Raw genomic sequence first — 13,839 nt, forward strand, 5'->3', positions numbered from 1 at the left:
ACGCTCCATCTCTTCTCTCGGTCCCGGTTCGAGACCGCCCTGCAGGAAGAATGACAGGCAGACGTCTGAAATTCCGCTGAAATTCAGATACGCCGGCGTTCCTTCCCTTCGGGCACCTGACAATTTCGCACCCGGAGGTAGGCCGACGCAAACCGACTCCCCAAAAACGCAGATCCTAACGACGACCAGACCCGTGTGGCGGGTGCTGTCCCCGGCGCCCGGGCCGCCCGGCTAAACGCGGGGCCACAGCTCCAACGCCTCGTCGCCGTCAGGATGTTCCCCCACGTTCTCTACCAGCCGCGATAGCCTGCGGCGGCCGCTGATCCGTAGCGCGGGGCGCCCGCCGCGGGTGCCGATCAGGGTGGGCGCGATCCCGACCCGCATCAGGGCCGACGCCAGCGGCGAATGGGTGTCGGGCGCGTGGGGATCCAGGCCCAGCTGATAGTGGTCGCCCTCGGGAGTCCCGGCCGCAATGGTCCAGGCTCGCAACTCGCGCGGGCCGGGCAGCCAGCGCGGTGGCACCGTCTTGACCGCGCCGCGGGTCCACTCGGCGGCGATCGCGGTCAACGACGGGTCGACCGCGGTGCGCACCAGCGGCGTGTCTTCGTCGGTGCGGCCGATCTCGGGGACCAAGCCGGCCTCGGCGATCATCTCCGCCAGTGCCGAGGCACGCCAGAGCTGATCCACGACCACCGACAGCCGGGCCCCACGGGCCCCAGAGACGTCGGAGGCGCCCACCGTCACGATTTGGCCAGAGGCCGCCAGCACTCCGCACAGATCGGCGACCGCGGGGGGCACCGCCTCCGCTGTGAAGAAGGAAAGCTGGCTCACCACACCGACAGTAAGCCAGGTCTTCGATCCCCGCCTTAAGGCATTCGGCGCGGCGGCCGGCGTTGCGCGGCCGCCGCTTCCGGCCGGAGGTTGCGGAGGCGTGAATAGATAGTGAAAACCCCCCGGCGGAACCCGTTAAGCGGATTGCACGGGGGGTTTTCGTCAGAATCTGCTCGATTTAGACGGAGCGGACTCCGGTGGCCTGGGGGCCCTTAGGGCTGTGGCCGATCTCAAACTCGACCTTCTGATTTTCTTCGAGGGTGCGGAAGCCCGAACCCTGGATCTCCGTGTAGTGGACAAAAACATCCGCGGAACCATCTTCAGGGGCGATGAAACCGAACCCCTTCTCCGCGTTGAACCACTTCACAGTTCCCTGTGGCATTTCTCGATCTTTCCTTTTCTTCAAGGTGCGGAGCACCGCGTTTCGGTGCCCCGGGCCCGTTGTCACCGCCATACCTCACGGAGTCGTCGGAACTTCACCCGACCGTTAACCTCGCAGGAACCGCGGGTCGCAACGTCGATCCTGCGAAGTTTTGACACGAACACAGAAGCTACGACCGCAAACAGTCAACCATGTTCATCGCCTCGGCGACAGACTTGTGTCCCTGACTGATTCTTGGAGGGTGTGACATGGCGAGTTTCGGCGGCGACCTGCTCGCTGTCGCGCTCGCCGGTACCGCTGCGGACGAGCATCCGCTGCGCCACGTCGCGGAGCTGCCGGCCCGCAGCGGCCGGCCCCATGTTTGGCCGGAATGGGCCGAACCCGACGTCGTTGCGGCCTTTGCCGACCGCGGCATCAGCACGCCGTGGTCACACCAGGCACAGGCCGCCGAATTGGCCCACGCCGGCCGTCATGTCGTGATCAGCACCGGCACCGCCTCGGGCAAGTCACTGGCCTATCAACTGCCCGTGCTCAATGCGCTGGCGACGGACCCGTTGGCCCGGGTGCTATACCTGTCGCCGACGAAGGCCCTTGGTCACGACCAGCTGCGCACCGCGTACGCACTGACCTCCGCCGTGCCGAGACTGGCCTCTCCAGATTTCGCGGTCGCGCCCACCGCCTACGACGGCGACAGCCCCGGCGAGGTGCGCCGCTTCGCCCGTGAGCGCTCCCGCTGGCTGTTTTCCAACCCCGACATGATCCACTTGTCCATTTTGCGAAACCATCCGCGCTGGGCGGTCTTGCTGCGCGGCCTCCGATTCGTGATCGTCGACGAATGCCATTACTACCGTGGCGTTTTCGGCTCGAACGTCGCGATGGTGCTGCGCCGCCTGCTGCGGCTGTGCGCACGTTACTCGGCAGCGCCCACGGTGATTTTCGCCAGCGCGACGACGGATTCGCCGGGCACGACGGCTTCCGAACTCATCGGACTGCCCGTCGCGGAGGTCACCGAAGACGGCTCACCGCAGGGTGCGCGCACCGTGGCGTTGTGGGAGCCCGCGCTGCGCACCGACGTGACCGGCGAGCACGGCGCCCCGGTACGCCGTTCCGCCGGCGTCGAGGCGGCGCGGGTGATGGCGGACCTGATCGCCGAGGGAGCCCAGACACTGACATTCGTACGCTCCCGGCGGGCGGCCGAATTGACGGCGCTGGGCGCCCGGGCGCGCCTCGATGACGTCGCCGCGGACCTATCCCAGACGGTGGCGTCCTACCGGGCCGGTTATCTCGCCGAGGACCGCAACGCCCTGGAGCGCGCGCTGGCAGAGGGCCGATTGCGCGGTTTGGCCACCACCAACGCGTTGGAGTTGGGTGTCGACATCGCCGGGCTGGATGCGGTGGTGCTCGCCGGGTTTCCCGGGACGGTGGCGTCGTTCTGGCAGCAAGCCGGCCGTTCCGGGCGCCGCGGACAGGGCGCGCTGGTGGTGTTGATCGCGCGTGACGATCCGCTGGACACGTATCTGGTGCACAATCCCGCGGCACTCCTGGGTAAACCGGTCGAACGCGTGGTGATCGACCCCGCCAACCCGTACCTTCTCGGACCCCAACTACTCTGTGCCGCAACCGAATTGCCACTCGAGGAAGCGGAAGTGCGGGAGTTCGGCGCCGGGCAAGTGGCCGAGGGCCTGGTAGACGACGGGCTGCTGCGCCGGCGCAACGGCAAGTATTTCCCCGCGCCCGGCTTAGAACCGCATGGCGCGGTGGACATCCGGGGCTCGGCGGGCGGGCAGATCGTCATCGTCGAGACCGACACGGGCCGATTGCTGGGCGGTACCGGGGTCGGTCAGGCCCCCGCGTCGGTGCACCCGGGGGCGGTTTACCTGCATCAAGGCGACAGTTACGTCGTCGATTCGCTGGATATGGAGGGCGGAATCGCCTTCGTACACGCCGAGGATCCCGGCTACGCGACGTTCGCGCGCGAAATCACCGACATCCAGGTCACCGGCAGCGGCGAGCGATCGACTTTCGGTCCGGTGACCCTGGGGGTGGTGCCGGTCAGGGTCACCCACCAGGTCGTGGGCTACCTGCGCCGGCGCCTTTCCGGGGAGGTCATCGATTTCATCGAGCTGGACATGCCCGAACAAGTCCTCGACACTACCGCGGTCATGTACACGATCACGCCGGAGGCGTTGGCACGCAACGGGATCGACGCGCCGCGGATTCCCGGCTCGTTGCACGCGGCCGAACATGCCGCCATTGGGCTGCTGCCGTTGGTGGCCAGCTGCGACCGCGGTGACATCGGCGGCATGTCCACCGCGCTCGGTCCGCTGGGCAAGCCCAGCGTTTTCGTCTACGACGGGTACCCGGGCGGGGCGGGGTTCGCCGAACGCGGTTTTCGGCAGGCACGGACCTGGTTGAGTGCGACGGCGGCAGCCATCGAAGCGTGCGAATGCCCGATGGGTTGTCCGTCCTGCGTGCAGTCCCCCAAATGCGGCAACGGCAACGACCCGTTGGACAAGGCGGGAGCTGTGCTGGTGCTGCGACTCGTCCTTGCCGAGTTGCCGTAGAGATCGCGCTGAGCAACCCTGCGGACGGCGACCGACCCCTCGACGGTCGACCTCCACGGATTCGCGTACAACAACCGCCGAATGCGTTTCCTCGCTACTGAAGATACGCCAGCGTGTTGTCTCAAAGCGCGACCATCGGCCGGTGCAGAAAACTACCAAGGCTGTGTTCTGGTTTGCAAACTTATCAGTAACCCAGCGGCGGCGAAGTCGATTCGCGGGATCATCGGCAAGGTGTTGCGCGCAGCTTTGCTGGCGCGACGACGGCGCGCCCGGAGAACCACGCCGGGCTCTCGGCGCACTAAAATCGATCGCATGGCCCACGACTGGTTGCTCGTGGAGACACTGGGGGACGAGCCCGCCGTGGTAGCGCAAGGGCGGCAACTCAAGAACCTTGTCCCGATCACGACCTTCCTCCGCCGCAGTCCCCATCTCGCCGCTGTCCGCACCGCGATAGGCGAGTCGATGCAGACCGGCCAGGGCCTGACCAGCATCACCCCGAAGCGCGACCGGGTCATCCGCACCGAACCGGTGGTGATGTCCGACGGATTCATCCACGGTGTGCACGTCTGGACCGGACCCGCCGACATCGAGCCACCGGAGCTACCCACCGCCGGCCCACTGAAGTGGGACCTGACCCTGGGCGTGGCCACCGACACCCGCGAGTCACTCGCCATCAGCGGTAAGAATCCCGACGTCGAAGTCACCTTCGGCCGAGCGTTTGCCGAGGATCTTCCGTCGCGCGAACTCAATCCGAACGAAACCAAGGTGCTGGCCATGGCCGTCAAAGCCAAGCCAGGGCTAACACTGTGCAGCACTTGGGATCTCACCGATTGGCAAGGGACACCCATCCGGATAGGGTTCGTTGGCCGCAGCGCGATGGAGCCCGGACCGGACGGACGGGATCACCTCGTCGCGCGGGCGATGAACTGGCGCACCGAACTCAAGGGCCCGGTGGTCTCCACCGATGACCTGGCGCTGCGAATCCTCAACGGACTGCGGCAGGCTGGAGTACACCGAGCACTTGTCGACCTCAAGAACTGGACGCTGCTGAAATGGCTCGACGAGCCCTGCGACTTCTACGACTGGCGGGGCGCCGACAAGGACAGGCCGCACGTCCATCCCGATGACGCGCCCCAGATGTCGGCCATGACCAAGGAATTCAGCAAAGGGACAACCAGCCGCATGCTCCGGATGCGCGGCTTCGACGGCGATTGGGTCCCCGTGCACGTGACAGCCAACCGGGTCGAACTCGAACCCGATACCTTCGTCGGGCTGGTCTCCCTGCGCCTGCCCAGCGACGACGAGCTCGCCGGCGTCGGCATGCCAAAAGCCGCGGACGACAACGGCTGATCAGGCCGCGTCGGCCGGGCCGGCCCGCGCGGCGGCTTGAGCGACCCCGGCAAACACCACCGCCACGCGGACGGTGACGACGACGTCGAGATCGTCCACCCGGCATCCGACGTCCTCGACCCGCATCGCGCGGGCTACCGCACCGGCCCGGGCGCAGGCCGCCTCCGCTCCGGAGGGCAACCGGGCCGCGGCGGCCAACGCGGCAAGATCGGCAACCGCCTGCGCGCGATGGCGTGCCACCACCGCCGCGCCGACGTAGGCGCAGGCGCCCGCAACGCACAGCAGCACCGCAACCATGGCTGCCGCGAGCACTGTCGCCGAGCCGCGGTCATCCCGACGGCTCCGTCGCCGAGACCGCCTTGGCGCTAATGTCCAACGCGGGCAGAATCTTTGAGCGCGCGGCGACCGTAGCGACCAGGAATTCGCCGTCGCGGCGCACCTGCACGCGCGCTCCGGCCGGCGCGATTCGGCGCGCCACGTCGACCGCCGAGCGTTCGTCACCACGCGCGGCCAACCGGGCGGCCTCGCGGGCCGCATCGACACAGCGCACCTGCATCGACACTGCCGTGACCCCGGCCAGGCAAAGCACCAGCACCACCACCAGCGCGGCGATCGCCAATGCCGCTTCCACGGTGCTCGAGCCGGCACAACCGGCTAGACCTTGGTGTTGAGTGCGCGACCGATGATGTTGGTCAACGCCGACACGATCGAGTCGCCGGTGACGACGGTGTAGAGGATCGCGCCGAAGGCGGCCGCGGCGATGGTGCCGATGGCGTATTCGACTGTAGACATCCCCGATTCGTCCGTGGCCAGGACCGTCAACCGCGCCATCAATACGCGAAACATGTTGATCACCAATGTGTCCTCTCTGTTGTGGTCTCGGCTCGCCCTTCACAGCAATCCTGACTGCAGGACATCTCCGGCCAGCCCCGCCACCACCGGGACAATGCCCAGGCAGACAAAGGCCGGCAGGAAGCACAGCCCGAGCGGCCCGGCGATCAGTACGCCCGCCCGCTCGGCAGCCGCCGCCGCGGCGTGCGCGGCATCGCGTCGAGACTGGTCGGCCAGTTCGGCGAGGCCGCCGGCCAGCGCCGCACCCGACGACGCCGACCGCCGCGCCAGGCGCAGTAGCGCATCGGTGGGCACGTCAACCGTCTTCTCCGGCGAGATCGACCACGCGACAGCGGGATCGGCGCCCAGCGCCAGTAGGTCAGCAGCCCGGCGCAACACCCGGGCCAGCTTCGGCGGCGCGGACGCGGCGGTCACGGCCGCCGCCGTCGACACCGCCATACCGGCCGCCAGGCACACGGCCAGCACGTCGAAGCTCGATGCGACGGCCAGCGGGTCCGGCCCGCGATCCGAAACGTCGGGCAACCCGGGCGGCAGCCGTTGCGTGGGAAGCGTTGTGCCGGCCCGCGCCCGCACCAGCGACGGACCGGGTCCGATCAACAACGCCAGGGCCAGCAATACCGCCGCGGCGCTCATGCCACGGCTCCCGCACGCCGGATGATCCGGTCGGACCACAGCAGGCCGCCGCACGCCAGCAGCGACCCGACCACCAAGAGCCACCCGCCGGCGTGCCCACTCAGCAAGAAGCTCAACGGGCGAGCACCGATCAGTTGGCCCAGCAAAACTCCCAGCACCGGCAGGCCTGCCAGTATTGTCGCGGTGGCCCGCGCCCCGGCCATGCCCGAGTCAACTCGCGCCGAGAATTGTTGGTGCTCAACGATATCGCGTTGTGCGGTACGCATCAGAGTCGCGATCGCGAGCCCGTGATCGCTGGCGAGCTGCCAGCACACGGCCAGTCGATGCCAGTGCGTGGGCTGGGCCGACGAGCGGGCCGCGGCGCGCAAGCCCGCCGAAACATCTGCACCCAATCGCGCCCGGGCCGCGACCGCACGCAGCGATATGGCAACCGCGCCAACGGTTTCGTCGGCAGCCACACTGAACGCTTGCACCGGATGTGAGCCCACTCGGAGCTCTCCGACCACCACATCGAGGGCGGCTTCCAACGTCCGGCTCTCCTCGGTGGCGCGCCGGACGTGACGACGCCGGTGGTAACGCAAGATCGCCGTGGCGGTCACCATTGCAGCGGCTATCGCCGTCGTCAGCGGCAGCACCGTCGCGGCCGCAACAGCGGCGCACGCGGCGAGGTAGCCGGCCCCGCGGGCGCCAACCAGGATTCGTCGGCGCGCTGGCGTCGCAGCGCCGAGTCGCCGCCGCGGCGACGACGGAAAGACCAACAGCGCCGATGCCAATAGCAAGGCAGCAGGCGCGAGACCGTTCATGCCGGCAACCGGCTTCGCAGCACGCGATGCAGCTCATCCGCATCGTCGGTCAGCCCCTGGTCGGCATGCCACGCCGTCACTGCCCGGACTCGCCCGTCGACGGGGCGCAGCACCGAGATCTCCGCGAGCCGGCGCCGGCCTCGCCGGTCCCGGGCGACGTGCAGCAGCACCTGCACCGCGGCGGCGAGCTGGCTGTGCAGCGCGGCGCGGTCCAGACCGCCGAGCGCACCCAGCGCCTCCAGCCGGGCGGGGACCTCGCCGGGATTGTTGGCATGAACCGTGCCCGCCCCGCCGTCGTGGCCGGTATTCAGCGCCGCGAGCAGGTCGACCACTTCGGCGCCCCTGACCTCACCGACCACGATGCGGTCGGGCCGCATGCGCAGTGCTTGCCGGACCAGTTGACGCACCGGAACCTCGCCCACGCCTTCGACATTGGCGCGTCTGGCGACCAGCTTGACCAGATGGGGATGCCGGGGCGCCAACTCGGCGGCATCCTCGACGCACACGATCCGCTCGGTCGGCGATACCGCACCCAGCATGGCCGCCAGCAACGTCGTTTTCCCGGCGCCGGTACCACCACACACCAGGAACGCCAACCGGGCCGCGATGATGTCGGCCACGAGTGTGGCAGCCCGAGGGGCGATCGCACCCGCCGCGGTCAGCGCCGCCAGATCCTGCGTGGCCGGCCGCAAGACCCGCAGCGACAAACAGGTGCCGCCGGCAGCCACGGGCGGCAGGACCGCGTGCAACCGCACGGCGAAGCCGCCGGCGCCGATACCGGTCAGCTGGCCGTCGACCCAGGGCTGCGCATCATCGAGACGGCGGCCGGCGGCCAACGCCAGTCGCTGCGCCAACCGCCGCACTGCCGCCTCGTCGGCAAACCGGATGTGGCTGCGTCGCAAACCGTTTCCCGCGTCAACCCACACCGCGTCCGGCGCGGTGACCAGGACGTCGGTCGTGCCGTCGGCGCACAGCAGCGGTTCGAGGATGCCGGCGCCGGTCAGTTCGGTCTGTAGCACCCGAAGGTTGGCCAGGACCTCGGTATCGCCGAGCATCCCGCCGGATTCGGCCCGAATCGCGGCGGCCACCACGCTGGGCCTCAAAGAAGAACCCAGCGGGGCCGATTCGGCGGCCAGCCGCTCGCGCACCCGTTCAATCAGCGAGCCGGTCACGCCGCCCTGGCCTTCGGCCCGGATCCCGCGCGCGGCAGTACGGCGAGCACCCGGCGAGCCGCCGCCGTCAGCGCGGATCGCCGGCCCAGGCGCAGACCACCGTGTTCCAGCTGCTCGGCCAGTTGCGGCTGCGCCCTCATCGACGCCAGCAACGGCAATCCGGCGATGTCAGCGACTTCGGCCGCCCGCAATCCGCCCGGCGACGGACCCCGCGCGACCAACCCGAGGTTGGGATTGATCGCGGCCAGCACCGGCGTCATCGCCGCGGTCGCCGCACACGCCCGCACATCGCACGGGCTGACGACAACGACCAGGTCGGCGGCATCCAGCGCGGCTTGGGTGGCGTCGCTCAGCCGACGAGGCAGATCGCACACGACGGTGACTCCCCCGCGGCGGCCCGCGTCGATGAGCGCGTCTACCGGCGCCGCGTCCGGCTCGTAGCCGCGCCGCGTGCCGGACAGCAAGCTGATGCCGTCCAGGCGCGGCAGCGCATCCCGCACGGCCGACCAGGTGAGGCGTCCGCCCTGCAGAGCCAGGTCGGGCCAGCGTAAACCCGGTGTGGCCTCACCGCCGAGCAACAGATCGAGGCCGCCGCCCCAGGGATCGAGATCGACTAACAACGCGTCGGGCGCGGCCCGCGCCACTGCGGCCGCGAACAATGACGCGCCGGCCCCGCCACAACCCCCGATCACCGCGACGACCTCGCCGCGCAACCCGTCGTCCCGGATCGATTCGGCGGATTCGGCGAGCTCGCGGATCAATTCGTGTTCCTGCTCGGGCAGGCTCAGCACGTGCTGAGCGCCGACCGCAACGGCGGCAGTCCAGGTGGCAGTCGCGGGTTCGGCGGTGCTCAGCACGCTGACGTGAGCACGGCGCGGCAGACCGGCACGCCCACAGCGATCCGCGGCCGCCGCGTCGAGTACCACCGCCGCGGCCGCCGACCAGGTTTTCCGACCCACCGCCGAACCGCCAGCGTGCACCACTCGAACACCCACCGCGGCGGCCACCCGGTCCACCTCGTTACGCAAGTTCGCGTCGGCCAGCACCGCCAATACGCCCGCGGTACGCCTCGCTTCGGTGCCGGTCGTGACAGTCACCCCACCACCGTGCGGGCAGCAGAGGATGGGACACCAGTCCCAAAGCCGGATTTGTGGAGAGAGACGCAAGTGTGCACAAAGGCTTCGGGTCAGTGCTTGTCGAGGCTATGGATAACACCGTGCCCGCAACGCGCCAGTGGCTGTGCCGGATGGTCTGAATACCGGGAAAATTACCCCAGAAAAGGGACGACCCCCGCCAGGGGGGGAGGAGGCGGAGGTCGTCGTGTATCAGCCCCGGGGGGTCGGGCTGATACACCCTCGGCTCAGGCCGAGTAATGCTTACTATACACACGACAGTGGGGAAGGACGCAAGTAGCGGTTTTATTCGAATAAACAGATTGAGCCGCAAAAACACCGTTGGCCTCGCCTGTTACCCGCTGGTCGGTGCTCAATTCGCCGGCACCCCCCGACTCACCGACTGACCGACCTATGCTGGGTCGGTGACCGTCTCCGACCCGGACGCGCACCAGCAAACCTCGGTGCAGACAGCCGTAACCGGCCCTCCGCACGCCCGGACCGCCGCCTTTTTCGACCTGGATAAGACGATCATCGCCAAGTCCAGCACCCTGGCGTTCAGCAAACCGTTCTTCGACCAGGGACTGCTCAACCGCCGGGCCGTGCTGAAGTCCAGCTACGCCCAATTCATCTTTCTGCTCTCTGGTGCCGATCATGACCAGATGGACCGGATGCGCACCCACTTGGCCAACATGTGCACCGGTTGGGACGTTGCTCAGATCAAGTCGATCGTCAACGAAACGCTGCACGACATCGTGACTCCGCTGGTGTTCGCCGAGGCCGCGGACCTCATCGCCGCGCACAAATTGTGCGGCCGCGACGTCGTCGTGGTGTCGGCATCCGGCGAGGAAATCGTCGCGCCGATCGCCCGCGCACTCGGCGCCACCCATGCGATGGCGACCCGGATGGTCGTCGAGGATGGCAAGTACACCGGTGAGGTCGCCTTCTACTGCTACGGCGAAGGCAAGGTCCAAGCGATCCGGGAGCTGGCCGCCCGCGAGGGCTATCCGCTGGAACACTGCTACGCCTATTCGGACTCGATCACCGATCTGCCGATGCTCGAGTCCGTCGGACATCCCAGCGTGGTCAACCCCGACCGCGGGTTGCGCAAGGAAGCGACCGAACGCGGTTGGCCCGTTTTGAATTTCTCCCGGCCGATCTCGCTGCGGGACCGAATTCCGGCGCCGTCGGGAGCCGCGATCGCCACCACTGCCGCGGTGAGCATCACCGCGCTGGCCGCCGGCGCGGTGACCTACTCGCTGCTGCGCCGCTTCGCGATCTAGCCGATCTAGCCGCGGCGACAAGCGCTAGCAAACACGTCACGCGTCCCATTCGGTGGCGCTTTGCAACATTCGCAGAATTGGGCCTTGCTGTGCTAAGGGTCTAGGGGTACAAAGGAACCACGGAAGCCCGGTGAGGCCTAGGTCGATCCGGAAGAGAAGGTTCGATCTCCTGATCCGGGCGCCCAGCACGGTACTCGGCACCCACGCGGAGTCATAGCCGCGATAATGGCAGAAGTGTTGCGGGCCTGCGTAATTGCGAAAAGCAGATAAGTATTAACAACTCCTTGGGTGGGGTTGTAGCTTGAAGCGTCGCAAGATCGCCGAGGCCACCCACGCAGCCCCACAGATGCACGCTTGGTAACCGAGTTTCGTGCTAGCGGGCGGCGCACCGAATATTTCGGAACGCCGCCCGCTCTGCATGTCTGGACCGCTTTCGCGGGCGCCGCTCAGCTCTTGCCCGGCAACGACTCGGCGATCGACAGTGCCTCTTGCGCGCCGGCCTGCATCGCCCGGCAGCACAGCACCAACCAGGCCCCGACGCCGGCGGGCGTGCCTTCGGCGAAACCGCTTGCGGCAGCACGATAGTCCCCGGGTTTGCGCATCCAGCTCACCTCGGGGACCCCCAGCCCGTGCGGATCCAGCCCGCTGGCGACGGTCACCAATCGAGACACCGCGCGCGCCACGACGCCATCCGCGCTGCCAAACGGCCTGAGCGTCAGCAGTTCTCCGTGCGCGACCGCGGCGACCACCGGCCCCGGCACCTGTGTGCGACCGGCCACCAACTCACCGAGCAGCTCGAGACGCGGCCCGATCTCGGGGTCGGCCCGCGGCCGGCCGAGTTGGTCGTCATCGACCTGGTCGGCCGCCGCGAGCATGTGCAGCCGGGCCAGCGCCTGCAACGGAGCGCGGCGCCAAATGCCGACCAACGCGCCACCACCGCCCTCCAGCGCCTGGGCCACTCGCAGCGCTCCGCCGAACACCGGATCGCTGACGCCCGAGCTGTCCGCCAGGTCCTCGAACCGCACCGGGCCGCCATCGAGCACCGACGAAGCGCGCGCCGCCCGCAACGCAGCCTCGGCGGCCGTTACCGGCCAGCCCCGCAGATTTGCCCGATGACGGTGCGCGCGGCCCAGCGCGTCGCGGGCCCGGTCACTGGCCTCGGCGACGCCGGGAAGCTCCATCAGCGGGGCCAGCGGGTCTGCCGTCACAGGTTGCCAACCTATCGGGGCGGTGTGAACGCACCGGGAATGGCCTCCAGCAATTGGCGCGTGTACTCGTGGCGGGGCCTGGTGAACAGCTGCTCGGTGGTGGCCTGCTCCACGACCCGTCCGGCGCGCATCACCAGCACGTCGTCGGCGATCTGCCGGATGACCGCCAGGTCGTGGCTGATGAAAAGGTAGGCAAGACCCAATTCGGACTGCAGCGCGGCCAACAGGTCCAGAATCTGCGCCTGCACCAGCACGTCGAGCGCCGATACCGCCTCATCACACACCAGCACCTCGGGCCGCAGCGCCAACGCCCGTGCGATCGCGACCCGTTGCCGTTGACCGCCCGAGAGCTCGCGGGGCAACCTGCCGAGCACCGACGACGGCAAGGCCACCTGGTCGACGAGCTCGCGCACCGTTTTCTCGCGTTGCTTGCGGTCGCCGACCCGGTGGATGCGCAACGGTTCCTCGATCGCGCGGAACACCGAGTACATCGGATCCAGGCTGCTGTAGGGATTCTGGAACACCGGCTGCACGCGCCGCCGAAAGGCCATCATCGCGTCCCGCTGCAGCGCGTCGGAGATCTGAATACCATCGAAAACGACTGTGCCCGAGGTGGGTTGGAGCAGACCCAACGCCATCCGCGCCACCGTCGATTTCCCCGAACCCGACTCGCCGACAATGGCCAGAGTGCTGGCTCTGCGCAGCCGGAAGGACACCGCGTCGACGGCGCGGAACTGAGCCCGCCGCCATGGTGCGCCCTGCGATTCCCGGTAGACCTTGGTCAGGCCCGAGGCGACGAGGATGTCTTCGGCGGCCGGTGCCGGCCGTACCCCCGCCGGACTCCGGACCGTCAACGACGGAGCCGCGGCCACCAAACGCCGGGTGTACTCGTGTTGCGGGTCCCGCAGGATCGACTGTGCGGCACCGGATTCCACCACCATCCCACGGTTCACGACGACCACCCGCTCCGCCCGTTCGGCGGCCAGCGCCAGATCGTGAGTGATCAGCAGCAGCGCGGTGCCCAGTTCGTCGGTGAGGCGCTGCAAGTGGTCGAGCACCTGCCGTTGCACCGTGACGTCCAGAGCCGACGTCGGCTCATCGGCGATCAGCAGCTGCGGATGGCCCGCCAGCCCGATGGCGATCAGCGCACGTTGACACATGCCGCCGGACAACTGGTGCGGATACTTGCCTGCTTGCTTTTCCGGATCCGGCATACCGGCCTGAGCGAGCAGCTCTACCGCCCGCCGACGCGCCTGACGACCATCGGTGTTGGCCCGCAATGCTTCTGAGATCTGAAAGCCGACCTTCCAAACAGGGTTGAGGTTGGTCATCGGGTCTTGGGGTACGTAGCCGATGCGACGGCCCCGGATCGAGCGGAGCAGCCGGGTGTCAGTCTCGCGATCGGCCGAGGCGATGTCGAGACCGTCAAAAGTGATGCGGCCCGCCGTAATTCGTCCCCCGGGTGCGAGCAGACCAAGGACCGCGGCGGCCGTGGTGGATTTTCCCGATCCCGATTCACCGACCACGGCGACGGTCTGCCCCCGCATAACGCTGAGATCTACCCCACACACTGCGGGGGCGTGGTCGCCGAATCTGACTTCCAGGCCCTCGACCGACAGCAGCGGCGATTCCGCGAGGCTCATGGGCAC

General features: G+C 68.3%; 13 protein-coding genes and 1 pseudogene. 3 read left to right on the top strand and 11 right to left on the bottom strand.

The window, feature by feature from the left end; genetic code table 11:
* Positions 1-231 precede the first annotated feature (231 nt).
* Entirely contained in the window at positions 232-831 is a 600-nt protein-coding gene (locus tag OK015_RS28015; protein WP_268128124.1) for a hypothetical protein, read from the bottom strand.
* 178 nt (positions 832-1,009) lie between these two features.
* A complete protein-coding gene (cspA, locus tag OK015_RS28020; protein WP_007166602.1) occupies positions 1,010-1,213 on the bottom strand; it encodes a cold shock protein CspA in 204 nt (67 codons plus the stop codon).
* Between the two features lie 248 nt (positions 1,214-1,461).
* Here cspA and OK015_RS28025 point away from each other — a divergent pair, with 248 nt between their 5' ends.
* Together OK015_RS28025 and OK015_RS28030 are read left to right on the top strand one after the other, a co-directional pair.
* A complete protein-coding gene (locus OK015_RS28025; protein ID WP_268128169.1) occupies positions 1,462-3,777 on the top strand; it encodes a DEAD/DEAH box helicase in 2,316 nt (771 codons plus the stop codon).
* Between the two features lie 312 nt (positions 3,778-4,089).
* A complete protein-coding gene (locus OK015_RS28030) occupies positions 4,090-5,127 on the top strand; it encodes a PAS domain-containing protein (protein WP_268128171.1) in 1,038 nt (345 codons plus the stop codon).
* Here the strand turns inward: OK015_RS28030 and OK015_RS28035 are convergent, their stop codons facing one another.
* The 7 genes and pseudogenes from OK015_RS28035 to ssd all read right to left on the bottom strand — a co-directional run bounded on the left by OK015_RS28035 (position 5,128) and on the right by ssd (position 9,633).
* Complete coding sequence (locus OK015_RS28035) at positions 5,128-5,439, bottom strand: Rv3654c family TadE-like protein (protein WP_268128172.1); 312 nt, start codon at positions 5,437-5,439, stop codon at positions 5,128-5,130. It lies immediately after the preceding gene.
* Positions 5,403-5,758, bottom strand: a pseudogene (locus OK015_RS28040) (TadE family type IV pilus minor pilin); the annotation flags it as partial. The pseudogene OK015_RS28040 and the gene OK015_RS28035, both read right to left, overlap by 37 nt.
* Before the next feature lie 23 nt (positions 5,759-5,781).
* A complete protein-coding gene (locus OK015_RS28045) occupies positions 5,782-5,973 on the bottom strand; it encodes a DUF4244 domain-containing protein (RefSeq protein ID WP_268133170.1) in 192 nt (63 codons plus the stop codon).
* A 45-nt stretch (positions 5,974-6,018) separates the two neighbouring features.
* Complete coding sequence (locus OK015_RS28050) at positions 6,019-6,612, bottom strand: type II secretion system F family protein (RefSeq protein ID WP_268128174.1); 594 nt, start codon at positions 6,610-6,612, stop codon at positions 6,019-6,021.
* Entirely contained in the window at positions 6,609-7,415 is an 807-nt protein-coding gene (locus OK015_RS28055) for a type II secretion system F family protein (RefSeq protein WP_268128176.1), read from the bottom strand. Before OK015_RS28055 ends, OK015_RS28050 begins: the two co-directional genes overlap by 4 nt.
* Entirely contained in the window at positions 7,412-8,587 is a 1,176-nt protein-coding gene (locus OK015_RS28060; RefSeq protein WP_268128178.1) for a TadA family conjugal transfer-associated ATPase, read from the bottom strand. Before OK015_RS28060 ends, OK015_RS28055 begins: the two co-directional genes overlap by 4 nt.
* The gene (ssd, locus tag OK015_RS28065; protein ID WP_268133171.1) at positions 8,584-9,633 is read right to left on the bottom strand and encodes a septum site-determining protein Ssd; all 1,050 of its coding nucleotides are present in this window, start codon (positions 9,631-9,633) and stop codon (positions 8,584-8,586) included. Before ssd ends, OK015_RS28060 begins: the two co-directional genes overlap by 4 nt.
* A gap of 491 nt (positions 9,634-10,124) precedes the next feature.
* Between ssd and OK015_RS28070 the strand changes: the two genes are divergently transcribed.
* The gene (locus OK015_RS28070; protein WP_268128180.1) at positions 10,125-10,982 is read left to right on the top strand and encodes an HAD-IB family hydrolase; all 858 of its coding nucleotides are present in this window, start codon (positions 10,125-10,127) and stop codon (positions 10,980-10,982) included.
* Positions 10,983-11,428: 446 nt separating this feature from the next.
* On the opposite strand, the gene OK015_RS28075 is transcribed toward OK015_RS28070, so the two are convergent.
* Together OK015_RS28075 and OK015_RS28080 are read right to left on the bottom strand one after the other, a co-directional pair.
* Positions 11,429-12,190 carry an oxidoreductase gene (locus tag OK015_RS28075; protein WP_268128182.1) on the bottom strand — a complete coding sequence of 254 codons (762 nt, stop codon included), beginning with the start codon at positions 12,188-12,190 and terminating at the stop codon, positions 11,429-11,431.
* 11 nt (positions 12,191-12,201) lie between these two features.
* Positions 12,202-13,833, bottom strand: coding sequence for a dipeptide ABC transporter ATP-binding protein (locus OK015_RS28080; protein WP_268128183.1), 1,632 nt, complete (start codon positions 13,831-13,833; stop codon positions 12,202-12,204).
* Positions 13,834-13,839: the final 6 nt, after the last annotated feature.

This window comes from Mycobacterium sp. Aquia_216 (assembly GCF_026723865.1).
GTDB lineage: Bacteria > Actinomycetota > Actinomycetes > Mycobacteriales > Mycobacteriaceae > Mycobacterium.

Coding starts and splice junctions, on each gene's coding strand:
- OK015_RS28025 (WP_268128169.1), top strand. CDS start 1,462: ATGGCGAGTTTCGGCGGCGACCTGCTCGCTGTCGCGCTCGCCGGTACC.
- OK015_RS28030 (WP_268128171.1), top strand. CDS start 4,090: ATGGCCCACGACTGGTTGCTCGTGGAGACACTGGGGGACGAGCCCGCC.
- OK015_RS28045 (WP_268133170.1), bottom strand. CDS start 5,973: ATGTTTCGCGTATTGATGGCGCGGTTGACGGTCCTGGCCACGGACGAA.
- cspA (WP_007166602.1), bottom strand. CDS start 1,213: ATGCCACAGGGAACTGTGAAGTGGTTCAACGCGGAGAAGGGGTTCGGT.
- OK015_RS28055 (WP_268128176.1), bottom strand. CDS start 7,415: ATGAACGGTCTCGCGCCTGCTGCCTTGCTATTGGCATCGGCGCTGTTG.
- OK015_RS28080 (WP_268128183.1), bottom strand. CDS start 13,833: ATGAGCCTCGCGGAATCGCCGCTGCTGTCGGTCGAGGGCCTGGAAGTC.
- OK015_RS28050 (WP_268128174.1), bottom strand. CDS start 6,612: ATGAGCGCCGCGGCGGTATTGCTGGCCCTGGCGTTGTTGATCGGACCC.